Annotated in this window: 20 protein-coding genes; 13 read left to right on the forward strand and 7 right to left on the reverse strand. The window is 33.7% G+C overall.

The annotated features are described in order from the left end of the window. Positions 1-157: 157 nt before the first annotated feature. A complete protein-coding gene (locus tag AACZ41_RS04985; protein ID WP_339627232.1) occupies positions 158-1000 on the forward strand; it encodes a 1,4-dihydroxy-2-naphthoyl-CoA synthase in 843 nt (280 codons plus the stop codon). Positions 1001-1360: 360 nt separating this feature from the next. On the opposite strand, the gene AACZ41_RS04990 is transcribed toward AACZ41_RS04985, so the two are convergent. Continuing rightward, a complete protein-coding gene (locus tag AACZ41_RS04990) occupies positions 1361-2695 on the reverse strand; it encodes a serine hydrolase (RefSeq protein ID WP_339627234.1) in 1335 nt (444 codons plus the stop codon). A gap of 85 nt (positions 2696-2780) precedes the next feature. Continuing rightward, complete coding sequence (locus AACZ41_RS04995; protein WP_339627236.1) at positions 2781-3182, reverse strand: DUF2452 domain-containing protein; 402 nt, start codon at positions 3180-3182, stop codon at positions 2781-2783. A 105-nt stretch (positions 3183-3287) separates the two neighbouring features. Between AACZ41_RS04995 and AACZ41_RS05000 the strand changes: the two genes are divergently transcribed. The 4 genes from AACZ41_RS05000 to AACZ41_RS05015 are packed head-to-tail and all read left to right on the forward strand — an operon-like array spanning position 3288 to position 7383. Beyond that, positions 3288-4799 (forward strand): FG-GAP-like repeat-containing protein, encoded by a 1512-nt coding sequence (locus AACZ41_RS05000; protein ID WP_339627238.1) that lies wholly within the window; start codon positions 3288-3290, stop codon positions 4797-4799. Positions 4800-4831: 32 nt separating this feature from the next. Further along, entirely contained in the window at positions 4832-5215 is a 384-nt protein-coding gene (locus tag AACZ41_RS05005; RefSeq protein ID WP_339627240.1) for a hypothetical protein, read from the forward strand. A 10-nt stretch (positions 5216-5225) separates the two neighbouring features. Continuing rightward, positions 5226-5897 carry a peptidoglycan recognition family protein gene (locus AACZ41_RS05010; RefSeq protein WP_339627242.1) on the forward strand — a complete coding sequence of 224 codons (672 nt, stop codon included), beginning with the start codon at positions 5226-5228 and terminating at the stop codon, positions 5895-5897. Positions 5898-5919: 22 nt separating this feature from the next. Beyond that, positions 5920-7383: a M14 metallopeptidase family protein gene (locus AACZ41_RS05015; RefSeq protein WP_339627244.1), complete on the forward strand. Its 1464-nt coding sequence runs from the start codon at positions 5920-5922 to the stop codon at positions 7381-7383. 67 nt (positions 7384-7450) lie between these two features. Here AACZ41_RS05015 and AACZ41_RS05020 read toward each other — a convergent pair whose 3' ends face one another. After that, a complete protein-coding gene (locus AACZ41_RS05020; RefSeq protein ID WP_339627246.1) occupies positions 7451-8281 on the reverse strand; it encodes an OmpA family protein in 831 nt (276 codons plus the stop codon). Positions 8282-8486: 205 nt separating this feature from the next. Next, positions 8487-9578: a VWA domain-containing protein gene (locus AACZ41_RS05025; protein WP_339627248.1), complete on the reverse strand. Its 1092-nt coding sequence runs from the start codon at positions 9576-9578 to the stop codon at positions 8487-8489. Positions 9579-9800: 222 nt separating this feature from the next. Between AACZ41_RS05025 and AACZ41_RS05030 the strand changes: the two genes are divergently transcribed. Together AACZ41_RS05030 and AACZ41_RS05035 are read left to right on the forward strand one after the other, a co-directional pair. Beyond that, entirely contained in the window at positions 9801-10427 is a 627-nt protein-coding gene (locus AACZ41_RS05030) for a nucleotidyltransferase family protein (RefSeq protein ID WP_339627250.1), read from the forward strand. Beyond that, positions 10417-11520 (forward strand): amidohydrolase family protein, encoded by a 1104-nt coding sequence (locus AACZ41_RS05035; RefSeq protein WP_339627252.1) that lies wholly within the window; start codon positions 10417-10419, stop codon positions 11518-11520. The genes AACZ41_RS05030 and AACZ41_RS05035 overlap by 11 nt, the downstream gene beginning before the upstream one ends. Positions 11521-11522: 2 nt before the next feature. Here the strand turns inward: AACZ41_RS05035 and AACZ41_RS05040 are convergent, their stop codons facing one another. Then, positions 11523-11669 (reverse strand): hypothetical protein, encoded by a 147-nt coding sequence (locus AACZ41_RS05040; RefSeq protein WP_177170977.1) that lies wholly within the window; start codon positions 11667-11669, stop codon positions 11523-11525. Between the two features lie 143 nt (positions 11670-11812). Between AACZ41_RS05040 and AACZ41_RS05045 the strand changes: the two genes are divergently transcribed. Both AACZ41_RS05045 and AACZ41_RS05050 read left to right on the forward strand, forming a co-directional pair. Beyond that, a complete protein-coding gene (locus AACZ41_RS05045) occupies positions 11813-12301 on the forward strand; it encodes a sigma-70 family RNA polymerase sigma factor (RefSeq protein WP_339627255.1) in 489 nt (162 codons plus the stop codon). A gap of 3 nt (positions 12302-12304) precedes the next feature. Beyond that, positions 12305-12904 carry a hypothetical protein gene (locus tag AACZ41_RS05050; RefSeq protein ID WP_339627257.1) on the forward strand — a complete coding sequence of 200 codons (600 nt, stop codon included), beginning with the start codon at positions 12305-12307 and terminating at the stop codon, positions 12902-12904. Positions 12905-12912: 8 nt separating this feature from the next. Here the strand turns inward: AACZ41_RS05050 and AACZ41_RS05055 are convergent, their stop codons facing one another. Next, positions 12913-13542 carry a GntR family transcriptional regulator gene (locus tag AACZ41_RS05055; protein ID WP_339627259.1) on the reverse strand — a complete coding sequence of 210 codons (630 nt, stop codon included), beginning with the start codon at positions 13540-13542 and terminating at the stop codon, positions 12913-12915. A gap of 154 nt (positions 13543-13696) precedes the next feature. On the opposite strand from AACZ41_RS05055, the gene AACZ41_RS05060 reads away from it, so the two are divergent. The 3 genes from AACZ41_RS05060 to AACZ41_RS05070 all read left to right on the forward strand — a co-directional run bounded on the left by AACZ41_RS05060 (position 13697) and on the right by AACZ41_RS05070 (position 17101). Then, positions 13697-14479 (forward strand): hypothetical protein, encoded by a 783-nt coding sequence (locus tag AACZ41_RS05060; protein WP_339627261.1) that lies wholly within the window; start codon positions 13697-13699, stop codon positions 14477-14479. A gap of 1211 nt (positions 14480-15690) precedes the next feature. Beyond that, positions 15691-16149: a cold shock domain-containing protein gene (locus AACZ41_RS05065; RefSeq protein WP_339627263.1), complete on the forward strand. Its 459-nt coding sequence runs from the start codon at positions 15691-15693 to the stop codon at positions 16147-16149. A gap of 16 nt (positions 16150-16165) precedes the next feature. Next, on the forward strand, positions 16166-17101 hold the full coding sequence (locus AACZ41_RS05070) for an EamA family transporter (RefSeq protein WP_339627265.1): 936 nt from the start codon (positions 16166-16168) through the stop codon (positions 17099-17101). Here AACZ41_RS05070 and AACZ41_RS05075 read toward each other — a convergent pair. Continuing rightward, a complete protein-coding gene (locus tag AACZ41_RS05075) occupies positions 17094-17678 on the reverse strand; it encodes a pseudouridine synthase (RefSeq protein WP_339627266.1) in 585 nt (194 codons plus the stop codon). The genes AACZ41_RS05070 and AACZ41_RS05075 overlap by 8 nt on opposite strands. A gap of 119 nt (positions 17679-17797) precedes the next feature. On the opposite strand from AACZ41_RS05075, the gene AACZ41_RS05080 reads away from it, so the two are divergent. Next, complete coding sequence (locus tag AACZ41_RS05080; protein ID WP_091625547.1) at positions 17798-19351, forward strand: DEAD/DEAH box helicase family protein; 1554 nt, start codon at positions 17798-17800, stop codon at positions 19349-19351. The last annotated feature ends 55 nt before the right edge of the window (positions 19352-19406 follow it).

Genomic DNA, 19406 nt, shown 5'->3' on the forward strand with positions numbered 1-19406 from the left:
TATATGAATTTAGATGAAAACACTGTTTCAAACGCATCGATAAATAACTCGTTTGAGTTAATGGATTTAATTTTACGTGTTGCTTGTTCTGTCTGCATATTTGGTAAGCTGGTTAGTGAACCCTTATCTTTATACCCTAATTGAATCATTAGAAATTATGAAATCAACTGACTGGCAAACGGCCATTGAATTTAAAGATATAACCTATAAAAAATGCGATGGTGTGGCACGTATCGCTTTTAACCGACCTAATGTTCGAAATGCTTTCAGACCGCACACAACCAGTGAATTAATAAAGGCATTTTATGATGCACAAGAAGATACTTCTATAGGAGTGGTATTGTTGTCAGCTGAGGGCCCTTCTACCAAAGACGGAATATGGTCTTTTTGTAGTGGTGGTGATCAAAAGGCTAGGGGAGAGAAAGGGTATGTTGGGCAAGATGGCCAGCATAGACTAAATATTTTAGAGGTTCAACGCATGATACGTTTTATGCCTAAGGTGGTCATTGCCGTTGTACCAGGTTGGGCCGTAGGTGGCGGACATAGTTTACACGTAGTTTGTGATATGACACTGGCTAGTAAAGAACATGCTATTTTTAAGCAAACGGATGCCGATGTTACCAGTTTTGATGGTGGGTATGGTTCTGCATACCTAGCTAAAATGGTGGGACAGAAAAAAGCGCGTGAGATATTCTTCTTGGGTAGAAACTATTCTGCACAAGATGCTTTTGATATGGGAATGGTCAATGCTGTGATTCCACATGATGAATTAGAAGACACTGCTTTTCAATGGGCACAAGAGGTTTTAGAGAAATCTCCTATCTCTATTAAAATGTTGAAGTTCTCAATGAACCTTACAGATGATGGCATGGTAGGGCAACAGGTTTTCGCTGGTGAAGCTACACGGTTAGCTTATATGACCGAGGAAGCTAAAGAAGGTAGGAATGCTTTCCTTGAAAAGCGTAAACCGAATTTTGGGAAGGATAATTGGCTGCCGTAAATAGATTGTTAGTTCACTTTGGCTTTGCTCTATGGCCTTTATTCAGTACTTAGCCAATTGCTTTTAGCTGTTGGCATTTTTTTAAAAATTGAATACTGGATATTGATTGCTGTGAACTAAAAATCGTAGACTTGGAAACTGAAATTTGCTCAAACTAAAAAGAGTCCGATCAGTGAAGAACAGACTCTTTTACGAGAACACTATATGAAAATGAAAAATTTTTAATTCGTTTTTTATAACACTGTAAATATAGGAAGGTTGCCTAGTTTCTAGAAACTATTGTTGCCACACAAGAAGAATCTGTGGTGTATGACAGTAAAAATGTGGTATTGTATTAGATTGGTTAAAAATTCAACCCATTTATCGAATAGATTGAATGATTTCTTTCAGTAAGGTATTGAACTGTTCATCGGTCTGCTCCTCTAAACCTGTACGTACCACGACCAAGTCTTTTGAGGGAATAATAAAAATGCGCTGACCTTGAAATCCATTAACCGAATATAAATCTGTTGGTATATCGACATATTTACCCTCAGCGTTCAACCAGAAGTGCGCACCATAAGTTCCGTTAGAATGTTGTGTGGGTTCAGCAACATAGTCTACCCAAGATTCAGAAAAGATTCGTTTACCGTTCCAATCGCCATTGTTCAAATATAAAAGTCCAAACTTTGCCCAATCTCGAGTAGTGGCCCATCCATAAGATGATAATACATAGTTTCCGTTTAAATCGGTTTCTAAAAGCATTGAATGCATCCCTATTTTATCGATCAATGTTTTATAAGGAAAATCTAAATATTCTTGATGGGTATTAAATTGTTCCCTCAGTATACCGGACAATAAATTGGTAGTACCAGAAGAATAGTTCCATACTTCTGTAGGAGCTGCAATGACGTCTTTATTTCTTTGTGCCAAGGTCATGTCAGAATCCAAAAAAAGCATACGTGTAACATCAGAAATTTTAAAATAGTTTTCATCCCAAGCTAACCCGCTTTGCATGCGTAATAGGTTATTGATAGTGATATTCGTCTTGGGGTTTTTCATGTTAATCTCCTCAGAAAAAGGGGTGTCATCCATCTTCATTTTACCTTGGTATTCCAAAATACCATATAGTGTAGCTAATATACTTTTAGTCATAGACCAGCCTAGTATTTTAGTATCCTTAGAAAACCCACGAATGTAACGTTCCCCAATAATCTGATTTTTGTACACCACTAAAAGAGTCCTTGTTTTTTGCTCCGGATCTTTGAATGCATTTGAGAATGCCACTTCTAACTTATCATAATCAACATTTTCTAAAACGGTGTCCATAACTCCGTTGTTGCCGTATGGGAAAGGCAAACTATCCATAGTTACAAACCTATTAGGAATTAGTTCAAAATTATGTTTAGAAAACTCTTTATTGATAAGCACGGCACCTACACCTTCTTTGTACACCGCCATTCTTGGCATGAGCCCGTACACTGTTGCCGTAGCCGATTCATCTGCTTCGGAAACTGTACAGTCAGATAAATTCACTAGTGGTATATCATTATCGTACAATGAAACATCTACTGGCTCTCTATCAGCAATAAATACGCTAGAAGCCATATTTTTAGAAGCAAACCCGGACATAAGATTTAACTTCGGATAGTTGAAATAAGCGGCAGTAATAATCCCAACCAAGGCAATACCTAGAAATAGTTTAATTTTCCTCATTCGTAATGTAATTTTATTTAAATTTTTAAAATATAATGAGATTCGTTTTTAGAACAGCTAAAGTCAATGAAATAGGTTAGACCAACTATAACTTCTCCCAAGTTTTATCCGCAGTAAGTCTAAAACTGCCTACATGGTCAAAGTTACATTCTTGAGGTAAAATCAAGGACAGAAATGTGCTCTCGTCCTTAGCTTTGTACAAATGATATTCCTTGCCTACAATAGGCTCAAAACTAAACTTAGCACTGTAGACTAAATTGTTGTACTCAAAATTGTCCATCAATTTTTTATACGAATTCTGTAGTTCTTCGTAATGGGCCTTAAATTGGTTGTTGGCAGTTACAATATGTGTGTTTTTCCATGAAGTAACATCTGGCGGAGTTATTTTTGGAGCAGATACACCTGTAGCAAAAGGTGATAGCTTCCCATGATACTCTTGGGTTTCTTCATTGAATACAATATTATCCGGTTTTTTTTCTTTTTTCATAGCCCTGCAAATTTAAAGAAAAGCCTTCATTTATCACTTGCAAGATTTTAATGGTATAGGTATCTTCCAAACTTATTAAATAATAAGTAAATCATAATAATTTCTATGGATTTGAAAACAGCTTTTTATATTTCTTTTTTGTTTCTATTTATTTCATGTACTACAGAAAATCGTCCTAGGGAAGTTGTATTGTATGAAAATTATTGTGCCAGTTGTCATATAGCACCTAAAATTCAAGATTTACCAAAAGATATTTGGAAAAATAATGTACTCCCAGCAATGGCGGCCCGCATGGGTGTTTTAACTTCGGAAAATCATCCCTATCATAATCTATCTTTCCCTGAACAGATGGCCATAATAAAAACGGGTATCTTTCCTAGTAAACCAATTATTGAAACAGAAGATTGGGAGCTTTTAAAAAATTATATTATTGATTTGGCACCTGATAGTATTACCAAAATAAATGACCGAATAAAAAGTTCACCGCTATCTCAGTTTAACAGTAATCCTATTTCTTTGGATAGTGCCGTTGGAAGTTTATACACCTTTTTAAAAATCGATACAGCAAACAGTACCATTTTAACAGGCACAAGAAAAGGGGAACTAACATCTTTTGATTTGATAACGAAAGAGAATAAACTTAAAGGGTATTTTAATCGTGCAATTACAGATGCAATGATTATTGGTGATAGTACTTATGTTACGAGTATGGGCTTATTAGTGCCTTCGGAGATACCGAGTGGAAAAATAATATTAAAAAATAATAATACCTCGGCATCGTTAATGGATTCTCTCCATCGACCTGTTCATACCCTTTATATAGATCTTGATAAAAATGGTACTGAAGAGATAGTGGTAAGCGAATTTGGGGATTTACAGGGAAAGTTGACTTTGCTCGAAAAAGATTCCTATGGTTTTTATATTGAAAAATCTATTTTGAACATCCCAGGAACACTAAGGGTGATACCAAAAGATATGAATGCCGATGGTAAAGATGATTTAGTCGTTTTAGCAGCTCAAGGTGATGAAGCGGTCTATATTTTATATCAGAAAGAAAATTTGGAATTTGCCATTGAAAAAGTACTTAGGTTTAGTCCCGTATATGGCTCTAGTTGGTTTGAACTGGTAGATTATAATGGCGATGGTTATGATGATATAATTACGGTTAACGGTGACAATGCAGATGAATCATATGTAAGTAAGCCTTATCATGGAATGCGTATTCATTTAAATGATGGCAAGAATAACTTTAAAGAAACTTTCTTTCACCCATTAAATGGGGCAACTCGAGTAATAGCTAAAGATTTTGATCAGGATGGAGATTTGGATTTTGCTCTCTTGGCTACTTTTCCTGATTACGAAAATCACCCTGAATATAATTTTGTGTATCTCGAGAATGAAAACAGTAAAAATTATACTTTTAAACAAGGGCATTTGACAGACACGAAAATGGCTAGATGGTTCTTAATGGATTCGGCAGATATTGATGGCGATGGTGACGAAGATATAGTTTTAAGCGCATTGACTTATTCATTCACGCCTGTACCTAAAGAATTGGAAGAGGCATGGGGTGCAAGTTATACCGACCTTTTAATTTTAGAAAATAAACTACATTAGTAGGTATGATAAAAAGGATAATCATACTATTCATGAGCTTATCAGTAATTTGCTGTGAAGATAAAAGCTTAGATGAAAAATATGATTGGGTTCCTATACAAGTAACCGCTACGGCCTATAATTCACTTCCCTATCAAACATCTTATGAACACCCGGCCATTACAGCATGGGGTGATTCAATAAAACCTGGTTTAAAATGGATCGCCGTATCTCGAGATTTATTAAATAAAGGACTTGTTTACAATACCATGGTCAAAATTGATACTTTCGAAGGGGTATATCTAGTAAAAGATAAAATGCATTCTAGATGGAAAAACAGAATCGATATCTACATGGGAGAGAATGTCGATAAGGCTAAAGAATGGGGTAGAAGAAAAGTAACCATTAAATATGCTGTATTAAAGGATAGTTTATAAATATCGGTCAATGAGAATCATTTCATATTATATTTTGTTAATTATACTATTCGTTTCCTGTACTACTACAAAAGCGATTATAGAACATCCTATTACATTTAATGATGAACGGAAAATATTAACCTTGGAATATCTTGAAAATAGATATGGCCTAGTGCAAGATACTCCTCAGATTATTCCTAAAATGATAGTTTTGCATTGGACGGTCATTCCTACTTTTGAAAAATCTTTCGAAGCATTCGATCCTGCTACCTTACCAAATTGGAGACCCGATATTAAAGATGTAAGTGGTCTAAATGTATCCTCTCAATTTATGGTTGACCGTGACGGTTCCATTTATAGACTTTTACCTGAAACTACTATGGCGCGTCATGTTATTGGACTGAATCACTGTGCAATAGGTGTTGAAAATGTTGGGGGCACTGATGAATTACCACTAACGAAAGCACAGTTGAAATCGAATATTTGGTTGGTTCGATATCTTAAGGAAAAATATAATATCGACTATTTAATAGGACATTACGAATATACTCTTTTTGAAAATCATCCTTTATGGTTAGAGAAAGATGCTGGCTACCGTACCAAAAAGACGGATCCAGGATCAGATTTTATGTTCGAAGTTAGAAAGGCCGTGAAGGATTTAGATTTTAAAGAATTGCCTGAAAATACACCTGAAAATTAATTACAACTTAAACAGAATAATTATGAAGCAAATAGTTTTTGCCATAGTATGTTCATTCTCTTTGATAGGAATGAGTCAATCAACAGATTTAACCTCCCAATTATATGACACCTACGCGAATTATAATGAAACATCGATTGGTGAAAGACGTATTAAGAGAGCTGATATACAACCCTTAATAGATAACTATGCTTCTAATGAAAAGTTCAAAGTAGCAACGGTTGGCAAATCTATTGGAGGAAAAGATTTAAGCCTAATAAGTATTGGTTCTGGAAAAACAAATGTTTTTCTGTGGTCGCAAATGCATGGTGATGAGCCTACAGCTACACAAGCTATTTTTGATATTCTAAATTTCTTTAATAGTCCTGATTTTAAGGTTGAAAAGGAAGCCATTTTAGCCAATTTAACGGTACATTTTTTACCCATGCTAAATCCTGATGGAGCAGAACTTTTTCAACGTAGAAACTTATTAGGAGTCGATATTAATCGAGATGCCTTGCGATTACAATCACCAGAGTCAAAAACCTTAAAAAGGGTTCGTGATAGTCTCAATGCCGATTTCGGATTTAACTTACATGATCAAAGTACATACTATAATGCTGAACGTACCGAAAAGCCAGCAACCATATCGTATCTAGCACCAGCCTATAATTATGAAAAGGACATTAATGAAACACGTGGTAATGCTATGAAAATTATAGTATTTATGAATGATATTCTTCAGAAATATGCTCCTGGTCAAGTTGGTCGATATAATGATGATTTCGAGCCAAGGGCATTCGGAGATAATATTCAGAAATGGGGCACAAGCACCATACTAATTGAATCTGGCGGATATCCTGAGGATATTGAAAAACAAGAAATTAGGAAATTAAATTACACGTCTATTTTATCGGCAATATATACCATCGCTAAAAAATCGTACGAAACTATTTCTATTGAAGAATATGAAAAGATTCCTGAGAACGATAGAAAATTATTTGACCTTAAGATTACAGGTGTAAATTATAATTTAATGGGCAATAACTACACAATCGATTTAGGAATAAATCAAGTTGAAGTAGACTATCCTGAACACAATACATTTTGGTATAGCAGTCGTGTTTTAGACCAAGGTGACCTTTCTACGTATTATGGTTATGAAACCTTAGATGCTTCTGAATATACCATTAAACAGGCTAAGGCGTATCCGAAGACTTTAAATACATTAGAAGAGGTAAAGGCCTTAAATTTCAAAGATTTATTGTTACAAGGCTATGGCTTTGTGAGAATGGCCAAGATACCTAGTAGTGAAATTAATTCTCCCTTTCCCATTCATTTAATAGGACCTAAATATAAAATGCCGGAGCTTAAATTAGAACCAGGAATTAACCCTACATTTTTTTTAGAAAAGGAAGGAAAAGTGGAATATGCGGTAATTAACGGTTTTTTGGTGGATTTGAAAACGGGAACCATTAAGGTGCCAAACGGCATGATTTATAATTAATGGTAAACTAAAAAACATAAAAAAGGGGAAGCATATGCTTCCCCTTTTTCTTTAAGAATAGTCGTTCTTATAAATTATCTTCTGCATCTAAAAGGGCAAAGAATTTATCCAAGTTAGGTAGGATAATAATTTTTGTTCTTCTATTCATTGCCATGTTCTCTTTAGAATCATTTTCTACTAAAGGTAAATAACTACTTCTACCAGAAGCAATCAATTGGGAAGGATCAACACCATATTCTTTCTGTAATTTACGAACAATAGAAGTTGCACGTTTTACACTTAAATCCCAGTTATCAGAAACCATCGGTGTGTTTATGGTTCTAGAATCTGTATGACCCTCTACCATAACTTCCATGCTTGGCTCAGACTTGATAACTTCAGATAATTTTTTCAAAATATTATTTGCCTTGCTGCTTACATTGTAGCTAGCGGTGTTGAATAGTAATTCATCAGAAATATTAATCATAACTACCGTCTTGTCAATACTTACATCGATATCTTCACCCTCTTCAGATATAGATTGCTTCAATTTGTACGATACGGCTAAATTCATTGAATCTTGTAACGTTTTAGCTTCGGCCAGTTTAGCTGGATCAACATTCTTCAATGTATTTCTCATTTTAGCTTTTGTGTTGTTACTCATAACAGCAACATCATCAACACTAGTGAACTGGCTATCGTTCATTTCTTTTAATGAGTTGATTTTAGAATTATATTCTTCAACACGAGCTTCTATTTTCGCCATTTGGGCTTCCAATTCTTCTTTTTCAACCTGAGTCTTTTGAAGTGAACTCTGTGTTTGAGATAAGTTATCTTCTAAGGCTACATATTTCTTTTTAGAAATACATGATGTAAGAAGTGCTACTGATAATAAAGTAACTAAGGATAATCTTTTCATTTTATACTTTTAAATTAATATTAGTGTAATCGGTTTTATATACGGGACAAATCGATAAACGGACGTTATAATTTTTTACCGACCAGCTCAAAAATTAAGATTGTAGCTTTCAACAAAATGAGAATCAATTAGTTATTTGCTAAATGATAAAGCAAAAAAAAAGAAGCGTAAATACGCTTCTTTCGATATTTTAAAAGTGAAATGGTTATTCGCAACCTCCTGTGAAGCCACTAGCATTAAACTTGGTTTGTACTGCACCTTGTCTAGAACCAGTATTTAATTCGATAGCCAAATTGTTTTCACCACTACCATCACGTTTAGGACTACAGTATTCGAATAAGTAATAACTATTAGCCCGTTCTGATACTTTCTCAGAAATGTCTCTAAAAGTTCTTTCTAACTCATCTTTGTTTTGGGCAAATACACTTGCTGTTTTACCTATTGCTGTTAAAACTTGCGTATCAATTTCAGCACCTAACCCGATACTAAAGAATGAAATATTCGCATTAGCTTCGTTTACCTTCTTTAAGGCGGCATCTTCAGTGTAACGTGAAGCTTGGTCTGTACCATCTGTAAAAATCACAACAGAGGCAGCTCCAATTTTTCCACCAGCAGTGGACTTTTTCACTAAATCTGAAGCAATATCGGTAGACTTAATTACTGCACCATATAAATCGGTAGATGGGTCATTACTGATAGTATCGGTAATACCATCAACTGCTGCTGCTAATTCCGCTTTTGACGAAGTCAATTCATTCAATAAATGCAAATTATCTTCACCATCGAACCAGTAAATAGCCATCTTAACAGACTCTTGAGAAGTACTGGGCATTACAGCCTCAATAAAGCTGGTAGATGCCAACTTCAATTCATCAAGGCTACTACTAAGTACACTATTACTTAAATCTAATACTAATAAGGTATTATTGGAAAAAATCTGTGAATTCGGTGAAATACGAGCTGAAGATTCTGAAGTTGAAATTGTATTGAAACAATCATCATTTCTTCCTTGTTCGTAAATAGTAAATTGATTAGCAGTTAAACCGGGTACAGGATTTCCGCTTGTATCTGATACTCTAAAGAATACAGAGACCTTGCCTGGTAAAGTTGTAAACTGTTCTTGTATAGATAAAACCAAATCTCCTTGTTCTAAGCCTAAACAATCATCTACTTCCTGACCTTTTCCTAGACCATCACCAATGTTCAAATCTAGATTTACATCATCATCTGCATTACCACAAGAAACAAGTAGCGACAGTACAAAAAACACACTGAAGGTCTTTAAAAAATTTTTCATATTCATTAATTATAGGTTCAACTAGCAGAACGGACAAAGTTTATTTAAATTATAGGGATTAAAAAAATTAATGTTAAAGATTGTTAAAGCAGATGTTTCACAGATGTTGAAAGGGCTAAAAGCATTATATTTCCTTAGGATTTATATGTTTATTACAATACCTATTTTTAAATCCAAAACTGATACCGTTAGATTAAATAATTAAAGAAAAAGCATCTCTCATTGAACGAAAATCTACATGTAGTGGTGCTTATAATGGCTGCGGGAGCTTCTAGACGTATGAAGGGGGTAAAACAATTACTACCCTGGAAAAACTCCAACTTTTTGACGGAAACCATTAAAACGGTTCAAAAAAGTAAAGCAAGAACAGTTTCAGTTGTATTAGGCTCCCATGCCGAAAGAATAAAAAGGGAGTGCAATTTAACTCAAATAGGGGTAGACGTGATATTGAATCCCAATTGGGATGAAGGATTGGGTAATAGTATCGCGATAGGTGTAAAAGAAATACTTAAAAAAATTCATGACCTTGATGGTATTTTAATCTGTCTTGCAGACCAACCACTTTTGACCTCAGATTATTTCGATTCCCTTATATACCAATTTAAAAAAGATACCTCTAAAATAGTGGCAACAAACTATGGGAAACGGGTAGGAGTGCCCGCATTATTTCCTAAATTTCTATTTAATGAATTAGAGTGTTTAAATGGAGATCAAGGCGCAAGGGACCTTTTAAAAAATCATATAAAAAATATCATTTCTTTAGACGCAGAAAATCAACAAATAGATATCGATACTGAAGAAGAATACCATAAATTAATTATACAAACCAAAATTAAGAATGAAGAATAGCCTAAATAAAGTTCAACTTGTAATATTCACTGCAGTACTATTTTTAACGGCCCTACCAATTATGGCACAAGAAATGGGTTTTGAAGAATATAATCCTACTTCAACACTTGTAGTTCCCGGGGAAGAAATAACTAGCGCAAAGTTTCCATTTATAGATGTTCATAGCCATCAGAGAGATATGTCAATTCAAGCACTTACCGATTTAGTCGCAGATATGGATGTGATGAACGAAGCTATTATGGTAAACTTAAGTGGTGGATCGGGCCAAAGTCTTAAAGAGAAAATTGATAACATTAATAAAAGTTATCCGAATAGATTTGCAGTTTTTGCTAATGTAGATTTTGAAGGAGCTAAAGATTTAGAATGGGGTAGAAAGGCCGCTTCACAATTAGAAGAAGATATTAATAATGGCGCAAAGGGATTAAAAATTTTTAAAAGTCTAGGACTAAGAAATAAGGATGCAGATGGAAAGCGCTTGGCTATCGACGACCCACGGCTAGATCCTATTTGGGCGAAATGTGCCGAAATGGGTGTGCCTGTATTGATACATGCTGCAGATCCAAAATCTTTTTGGGATAAAATGGATTCTGATAACGAGCGTTGGTTAGAATTAAAGACTCACCCACGTAGAAAGCGAACCGCTACAGACCCAGCACCGTTTGAACAGATTATACAAGAGCAACATAATGTGTTTAAAAAGCACCCTAATACAAAATTCATTAATGCTCATATGGGATGGCACGCTAATAACCTTAAAAAATTAGGAGAACTATTAGATGAAATGCCAAATATGAATGTGGGTATTTCTGCTGTAATTGCAGAATTGGGTAGACAACCACAAAACGCTAGGGCGTTCTTTATAAAATATCAAGATAGAGTACTTTTTGGAAAGGATAGTTGGAAACCAGAAGAGTTTCCCACCTATTTCAGGGTTCTAGAAAGTAATGATGAATACTTTCCTTATTATAAAAAATACCATGCATTTTGGTCTATGTACGGACTAAACCTGCCTGACAATGTGTTGAAAAAACTATATTATCAAAATGCTTTGAACCTAATTCCTGGTTTAGATACTTCGCTCTTTAAAAGTTAGAACTATACCGTTTTAATGACAACTGGTTCTTCAACGACCGGAATATCTTTAATATCTTGAAAAATACCGCATGATACTTGCTTTTTAGCAAGTGCTGGGGTATTTTTTCTTTTAGTCAATGCCTCGATCTCTTTGTTTAAAAATTGCATATCAGAATATTTTTTAATCAAACGTATATAAATACCTCATGTTGTATGAGTTATATATTTTTTACCGTAAGTTAAAAACTATACACAAATAGTGTGACGAAATTGAATTGTCTTATACTAATGGATAAACGAGTAGATTAAATATGTCAAAAGAAACAGTCTTTACTAATTTAATTCGCGAGCACCAAGCACTATTGTACAAAGTGACTTCTGTTTATACCGACAACAAACAAGATCAAGAAGACTTATTTCAAGAAGTGGTCTATCAACTCTGGAAATACTTCGATTCTTTTCGGCAAGATTCAAAAATCACTACTTGGATGTATCGTGTGGCGATGAATACAGCAATAACCCACTTGAAAAAGAAAAAGAGAAGACCCGATGTACTGCCTATTGCAGAGGTGCTTATAAAACAAATTGATTCTATTGATGAAGTTTATGAAGAACGTTTACGTCTTCTTTATAAGCATTTACATCATTTAAACACCCTGGACAAAGGATTGATTTTTCTACTACTAGAAGGGAAAAGTTATAATGAAATAGCCGTGATAACTGGGTTGCAATCTAGTAATGTAGGAACCCGTATCTCAAGGATAAAGAAGAAATTAAGAACTAACATGACTAAAAATTAAATCATGGAAATAGAAGAATTACAAGCTGCTTGGTTACAAATGAGTACTGAGTTAAAAAAACAAAAAAAATTAACCGATGATATCATATTGAGTATGACTAAGGAAAAATATCAAAATAAATTTAAAAAGATAAGTACTTATGAAGCTATAGGTGCAATTGTATGTTTTAGTGTTGCATTATTAGTGCTAATTAAATTTAAAAGCTTAGATACCTGGTATTTAAAAATTTGCGGACTTTTAACACTTACATTTTTGATTGTGCTACCTGTTCTTATATTAAAAACCTTAAATAAATTGAAGATGATTGATATTTCTAAAGGTTCATATAAAGAAAATTTAAGTCAATTCTTAAAAACAAAAAATAGACTTTTAATATTGCAAAAATTAGCAATCGGTACTGGTTTTTTTGGACTTTTTTTTATTGTGCCCGTCGCAACTAAAATTATCTCAAATAAAGATGTTTTTCTTACAAGTCTTAAAACAGAACAAATTGTAGCAATTGGGGTCGCCTTGATATTTGTATATTTTGTATCAAAAGGGGCATATAAAGGATATAAAAGATTGACATTGTCTGCACAAGAATTACTAAAGGATTTGGAATAATGACAATTTTACTCGGTAAGCTTTTTTTGAATATAATTCAAAATCAACATCCAATTCATTTTTAATAGCAGTGAGGCTGTTGGCACATTATCGTCGGCTATTGCAGCAATTATTGATTCATGTTGATTGTTAGATTTATTATAGAATGAATCATCATTGGTAAAAGCCTTTTCATAAAAGAAAATACGAGTTTTTAAATCATTTAAAATTTGAAGTGCCAAATCATTTTTATACCCCTTAGTAAGCAATCTATGAAACTCTAAATCTGCTTGAATTCTGGTAATTGCGTCTTTCGCATTTTCAAAAACCTCTTGCTGTTTTCTTAAGTTGGCTATATGCTCTTCATTGAACTCTGAATTTTCAATAGCCATTACCTCTATATTGGCTACTAAGTCATATAAATCTTCCGCTTCTTTGACATCTAATTCAGCAATGATAAAACCTCTATTGGGTACGGCCTTTATTATATGTGCCTGCTGTAACTGTGTCAATGCTTCTCGAATAGGCGTAACGCTAATATTTAAATCTCTTGAAAGTGCAGCTAAATTAATGGTTTTGCCTGTTCTTAGATTTCCCGTAATCATTTCAGCTAATAGATAATCACGTACTTGGTCCCTTAAATTTATCTTTGTCAGCATAATCAAATATAATATATCATATACGATTATAACTATAATTCTAAATGCTTTAGTATAAAATAATCCTTATCGATTACTATTGTTAAATATTCTAAGGTCAATACTTAAAAAAACTATTTTTCGTTTAAAAGACTCAACCCTACAAGTAATTAATATGAAAAATTTAAAATTAATTTTTAAAAAGTTATGTTTTGTCTTACCCGTATTATTTCTCACATATAGTTGTAGTGATGATGAAAGTGCAAATGAAGAAGTTGTTTTTACCGAAACGGAATTAAAAGCCGTTTTAGAAACCGATGATATTACCGGTGGCGTTGATATTGCGCTGTACAATTTATTCTCGAATCAATATTCTACTGGAAAATCTACGAATGAAGAATGCTATAGCGCTGTATATTCTGATACTGGCTATACGGCAACCTTTAATAATTGTGTTTTAAACGGAACCGCAAGTGTAAACGGAACATTGACTGTTATGTATGACCAACAAGGAGAAGCGGGTTCTTTTACTGCAAGTTATGTTGATTTTTATGTTGGCGAGACTAAAATTAATGGATCAAGGTCATATGTTTTCAGCACGAACACAGACCAAAGTTCTATCACTTTTGAGGTAACAAGTAATATGATGGTAGAAATGGAAGATGGTTCTATTATATCTGATAACGGCACCAAATCTATTACAATAACATTTGAAGATACACTTACCTATAGTATCGATGGTACTTGGACAGTTGTTTATGAAGGAAATACTTATAATGTTACGGTTAACTCTTCTTTAACAAGTGATATTGGCTGTAACTATATTTCTAGCGGAGATATGAATATATCAAAGAATGGACTTTCTGTAAATGTTGATTTTGGAGATGGCACTTGTGATGACCTAGCTATGCTAACCTATCCAAATGGAGTAGAGGAAGAAATTATCATTAGGGACTAAAAAGTAAAAAAAATCGAATTTAGATAAACAATAGAAAGGATAAGATCGTTGAATCTTATCCTTTTTTTTATGAATTATTGGAAACTTATACTGTTGTTTCCCAATTCCAATTCCAATCCTTTAATTACTAAAATAAATTAGCAGAAATATTTTGAGTTGTTAATAGGTTGGCGCCCAATTTTGGTCGTAATATGGTTTAATGCGTATGGTGTCTTGAAGCTACCCATTGCACCCTTTTACTATTCTTGAAACTTGAAAAGAATGTATTTCTTCTCGATTCAGTCGGTGTGTTTCTGATAAAAGTTATCATGATGTCCGTTTTTATATCGGTGATTGGCCGAAAGATTAATGATTGTTTTTTGATTGCTGCTTTAATGGGTATGGCTTCTAGAGGCTGCCCATTGCACCCTTTTACTATCCTTGAAACTTGAAAAAAATGTATTTCTTCTCGATTCTGTCGGTGTGTTTCTGATAAAAGTTCTCATGATGTCCGTTTTTATATCGGTGATTGGCCGAATGGTTAATGATTGTTTTTTGATTGCTGTTTTAATGGGTATGGTTTCTAGAGGCTGCCCATTGCACCCTTTTACTATCCTTGAAACTAGAAAAAAATGTATTTCTTCTTGATTCTGTCGGTGTATTTCTGATAAAAGTTCTCATGATATTTATTTTTAATTGATGATTAATAATTTTCTTATACTAACTAGACGACGGCAAATGAATTTTGTTACAGTACTATGCATAAAAAGGTACTATTTTTAACATATTTTATTATTTGTTTAGATGAGATTATCGTTAAGTTATTGATTTATAGAGGTGTATAGGTATTTTGAAAATTTTAAATTTAACAGTTATGCTTTGTGAATTGACAGCGTTATACTAATTATGGTGTGAAGGAGTAGAGAAATTGTGAAGCTAATTGTACATAAAACAACATGATTTTCAACCTTACTATCAGTTGTAATCTAAAGCATCTTTAAGGAATAAGATATTTCTATCATTACATTGATAGTTTGATTCATTGATATACTTCATATTCCGAATACAAATCTTATCTTTGTAGAACTTATAAAGGGATGCAGATGATTCTTGCAATGGCCTTACAACGAATGAAGTCATAGATTACTCAAGAAACCTACCATTCGTTATACAAGTCACCACGTATTTCAATTCCTTTACAGTAAAATCAAGTATTATCATTAAAATTTCGAATGGCAAAATCACAACAGACTTTTAATAAAACTGAAAAAGAAAAAAAACGCTTAAAGAAGCGTGAAGAAAAAAAGAAAAAAATGCTTGCCCGTAAAGCAGCATCAAAAGAAAGTGGTACTTCTGGTATTCCACTTGCTTATGTTGATTACAATGGTAATTTGGTAGACACTCCGCCAGATCCTTCAATGAAAGTTGAAGTTGATGCTGAAGATATTATCCTAGGTATTCCTAAAAAGGAAGAAGGAGATGTTGAAGAATTTGATCCAGTAAGAAACGGTAAAGTTTCATTTTTCGATACTTCAAAAGGTTTCGGATTCATTATTGATTCTGAAAACAACGAAAAATATTTTGTTCATGTTAGTGGTCTTATTGATGAGATTATGGAAAATGACAAAGTAGCTTACGAGCTTGAAAGAGGTATGAAAGGCATGAATGCAGTTCGTGTTAAGAAGATATAGTCTATAAAGATTTCTAATGGCAAAAATGCAACGCAACACCATTTTGGTCGTATTGTCATTTTTTGCCATTTACTTCATTTGGGGATCTACATATTTATGGAATAAAATTGCAGTTACCGAATTACCTGCTTTTATGTTGGCGGGTATTCGTTTTGTGGTAGCCGGTAGTTTAATTTTCATACTATCTAAAATTTTAGGACTTCCTTTAAAAATCACCAAAAAGCAATTTAAAAATACATTTATTGCAGGTTTTTTGTTCCTAACCTTTGGTAATGGAGTAGTAGTTTGGGCCTTAAAATATGTTGATAGTGGCTTTGCAGCTCTAGAAGTGTCAGCACAACCTCTAGTAGTTTTGTTAATGATGCGAGTGTTACAAGGAAAAAAAATACAGCCTATGTCTGTCATCGGTGTAATTTTAGGCATAACCGGTATTTTTCTTTTGGTAGGTCAGCAGGAAATTATTGCTCAAGATGGAGCAATTTTAGGAATGGTCCTTATTTTTATATGTATGTTAAGTTGGTCTTACGGTAGCCTTTTTGTCGGTAAAGCTGATTTACCAGCTAATTTCTTTGTAAACACAGGATACCAAATGCTTTCAAGTGGACTATCATTACTGGTAATAAGTACTTTATTGGGTGACATTTGGTCTTCACCTACACAATGGAGCACACCTGTAATCTGGTCTATGTTACTATTAATTATTTTTGGAAGTATCGTAACTTTTACCGCATTCAATTATTTGTTAAGAATTGTATCGCCAGAAAAGGTGGCTACTTCATCTTACGTAAATCCGATAATTGCAATGCTCTTAGGATGGTATTTTTTGAATGAAGCTATTACCTTTCAGTCTGCTATTGCTTCTGTAATCTTGTTGACGGGAGTCTATTTTATTAATACCAAAAAGAGTCTAACCATATTTTCACGTTTCTCAGGGAAAAGAATCCCTAAATAGATTCTAAATTTAAAGTTGTTGGTATTACCTCTCCGGTTATCATCGTTGGCATATTAATTTTTCCAATACGAATTCTAACTAATCGTAACGTTGGAAAACCCACTGCAGCGGTCATTTTTCTGATTTGCCTAAATTTTCCTTCCTTTAAAGTTATACTAATCCAAGAGGTTGGTCTGTGCCTTCCTATTCGTAAAGATGAATGAGCATCAGGTAAGGTGGGAGCAATTTTTAAAAACCTGACAAAACATGGTTTAGTGATATATTTATCACCAAAAATTCCTATGCTTACTCCTTCAGATATCTTCTTTAATTCCTGAGAAGAAATTAATCCATCTAGCTGTACTAAATATTCCTTTTCAATTCCTGAACTATTTATGGTATCACTTAATTTTCCATCTGTAGTCATTAGTAAAAGACCTTCCGATTTTTCATCCAATCTACCTATTGGCATTATTCCTTCAGGAAAATCATAAAGCTCACTTAAAAACCGTTTTCTTCGTAATTGGCGATCTTCCCCTGAGGTCATTTGACTCAACATGCCAAATGGTTTGTTTACAATAAAATGGCAATGTTTCATTATTATGCTATAATCTGTCTATAATCGGTTACCAATGGTCGCAAAAGATACCCTTTTTAACCCATGTATTAGTAATGTACTACGGAGAATGTTACCTTTGCAAATCCAGAAAAGATTTTATGCAAGAGACTGTTTTTGAATTACAGGATAGAAAGACCGATAAGGAACTTTATAGTTATCAACAAGGAGCAATTCAACAAATTTTTGACAAGTTCGATTCAGAACGAGATGATTACCACCTTTTATACCAATTACCTACAGGTGGTGGTAAAACAGTGATTTTTTCTGAAATGGTACGGCAATATTTAAAGAACCATAATAAAAAGGTTCTGGTTATGACTCACCGTATTGAACTTTGCAACCAAACATCAAAGATGCTTACGAGCTTTGGAGTTGTAAATAAGGTGGTGAACAGCAAAGCCAATTTAGATGATCAAGAGCGCTATAGCTGCTATGTAGCCATGGTTGAAACATTGAATAATAGGTTGAACGATGGCCATTTGGATATTTCTGATGTCGGACTCGTAATTATTGATGAAGCACATTATAACTCATTTACCAAACTATTTAAATTTTTTGAAAATTCCTTTGTTTTAGGTGTAACGGCAACTCCGTTAAGTTCGAACAAAGATTTGCCAATGAACAAAAACTATGATGAGCTTATACCAGGTGAGTCTATAGAGAATTTAATTGCAAATGATTTCTTGGCAAGGGCAGAAGTTTTTCAATATGACATGGGTCTAACCTCTTTAGAAATAGGCTCTAACGGTGATTATACTGTAAAATCATCTTCAGATTTGTATACGAGCCCAGCGATGTTGAACAAACTTTTAGAAGCTTATACAAAGCACTCTAAAGGTAAAAAGACCTTGATTTTTAATAATGGCATTGAAACATCGATACAGGTTTATCATACATTTCAAGCAGCGGGTCTCCCGATAATGCACCTTGATAATACAGCTACTAAAAAACAGCGTAAGCAAATATTAAAGTGGTTTAAAGAAACGCCAGATGCTATTTTAACATCGGTAAGTATCTTAACTACGGGTTTCGATGAACCTACTATCGATACTATAATTCTAAATAGAGCAACAAAATCTCTTACTCTGTATTATCAAATGATAGGTAGAGGTTCTAGGGTTTTAAATAACAAATCGAAATTTACTGTAATCGATTTAGGTAACAATAAATATCGTTTTGGACCATGGGGTGCCGATTTAGACTGGGGCGCTATCTTTAAGTCGCCTAATTTCTATATGGACCGTATTCGTGATGATGAGGATATCGAAAGCGATTTTAAACTTGATTTATCCGACGAAGTAAAAGAGGAATTTAAAAATTCGAAGGAAACATATTTTGACATTAAAGACATTTATGAAACCGCAACATTTGCTGGTGAATCTTCTAAAGTGGTGTTAGAACGATCAATTGCACATCATGCATATATTTGTATTGAGAACAGTGAAGATGTTTATGATGCTTTGGCACTGGCCAAATTATTAAAAGAGGATATTGACAACCGTATACATGTCTATGGTAAATGTATCAGCAAGAGCACTTATAATTTCTTAAGCTGGTTAAAAGATGATTACCAAAAGAAATTAAATGCCTATTTACGTGAAAACTTCGATACCGTTTTTGAAGAAATTCATGGGCATCCACCAGAAGACTAAATTATCACAAACTAAATATTTATTTTTTATCTCGCACTAGTTAGGCTTTGATGCT

The sequence above is a fragment of the uncultured Maribacter sp. genome, from assembly GCF_963974015.1.
Taxonomy (GTDB): Bacteria; Bacteroidota; Bacteroidia; order Flavobacteriales; family Flavobacteriaceae; genus Maribacter.

Bases quoted from the DNA above. Each gene is read 5' to 3' on its own strand.
- AACZ41_RS04985 (WP_339627232.1), top strand. From the start codon at position 158: ATGAAATCAACTGACTGGCAAACGGCCATTGAATTTAAAGATATAACC.
- AACZ41_RS04990 (WP_339627234.1), bottom strand. From the start codon at position 2,695: ATGAGGAAAATTAAACTATTTCTAGGTATTGCCTTGGTTGGGATTATT.
- AACZ41_RS04995 (WP_339627236.1), bottom strand. From the start codon at position 3,182: ATGAAAAAAGAAAAAAAACCGGATAATATTGTATTCAATGAAGAAACC.
- AACZ41_RS05000 (WP_339627238.1), top strand. From the start codon at position 3,288: ATGGATTTGAAAACAGCTTTTTATATTTCTTTTTTGTTTCTATTTATT.
- AACZ41_RS05005 (WP_339627240.1), top strand. From the start codon at position 4,832: ATGAGCTTATCAGTAATTTGCTGTGAAGATAAAAGCTTAGATGAAAAA.
- AACZ41_RS05010 (WP_339627242.1), top strand. From the start codon at position 5,226: ATGAGAATCATTTCATATTATATTTTGTTAATTATACTATTCGTTTCC.
- AACZ41_RS05015 (WP_339627244.1), top strand. From the start codon at position 5,920: ATGAAGCAAATAGTTTTTGCCATAGTATGTTCATTCTCTTTGATAGGA.
- AACZ41_RS05020 (WP_339627246.1), bottom strand. From the start codon at position 8,281: ATGAAAAGATTATCCTTAGTTACTTTATTATCAGTAGCACTTCTTACA.
- AACZ41_RS05025 (WP_339627248.1), bottom strand. From the start codon at position 9,578: ATGAAAAATTTTTTAAAGACCTTCAGTGTGTTTTTTGTACTGTCGCTA.
- AACZ41_RS05035 (WP_339627252.1), top strand. From the start codon at position 10,417: ATGAAGAATAGCCTAAATAAAGTTCAACTTGTAATATTCACTGCAGTA.
- AACZ41_RS05040 (WP_177170977.1), bottom strand. From the start codon at position 11,669: ATGCAATTTTTAAACAAAGAGATCGAGGCATTGACTAAAAGAAAAAAT.
- AACZ41_RS05045 (WP_339627255.1), top strand. From the start codon at position 11,813: ATGTCAAAAGAAACAGTCTTTACTAATTTAATTCGCGAGCACCAAGCA.
- AACZ41_RS05050 (WP_339627257.1), top strand. From the start codon at position 12,305: ATGGAAATAGAAGAATTACAAGCTGCTTGGTTACAAATGAGTACTGAG.
- AACZ41_RS05055 (WP_339627259.1), bottom strand. From the start codon at position 13,542: ATGCTGACAAAGATAAATTTAAGGGACCAAGTACGTGATTATCTATTA.
- AACZ41_RS05060 (WP_339627261.1), top strand. From the start codon at position 13,697: ATGAAAAATTTAAAATTAATTTTTAAAAAGTTATGTTTTGTCTTACCC.
- AACZ41_RS05065 (WP_339627263.1), top strand. From the start codon at position 15,691: ATGGCAAAATCACAACAGACTTTTAATAAAACTGAAAAAGAAAAAAAA.
- AACZ41_RS05070 (WP_339627265.1), top strand. From the start codon at position 16,166: ATGGCAAAAATGCAACGCAACACCATTTTGGTCGTATTGTCATTTTTT.
- AACZ41_RS05075 (WP_339627266.1), bottom strand. From the start codon at position 17,678: ATGAAACATTGCCATTTTATTGTAAACAAACCATTTGGCATGTTGAGT.
- AACZ41_RS05080 (WP_091625547.1), top strand. From the start codon at position 17,798: ATGCAAGAGACTGTTTTTGAATTACAGGATAGAAAGACCGATAAGGAA.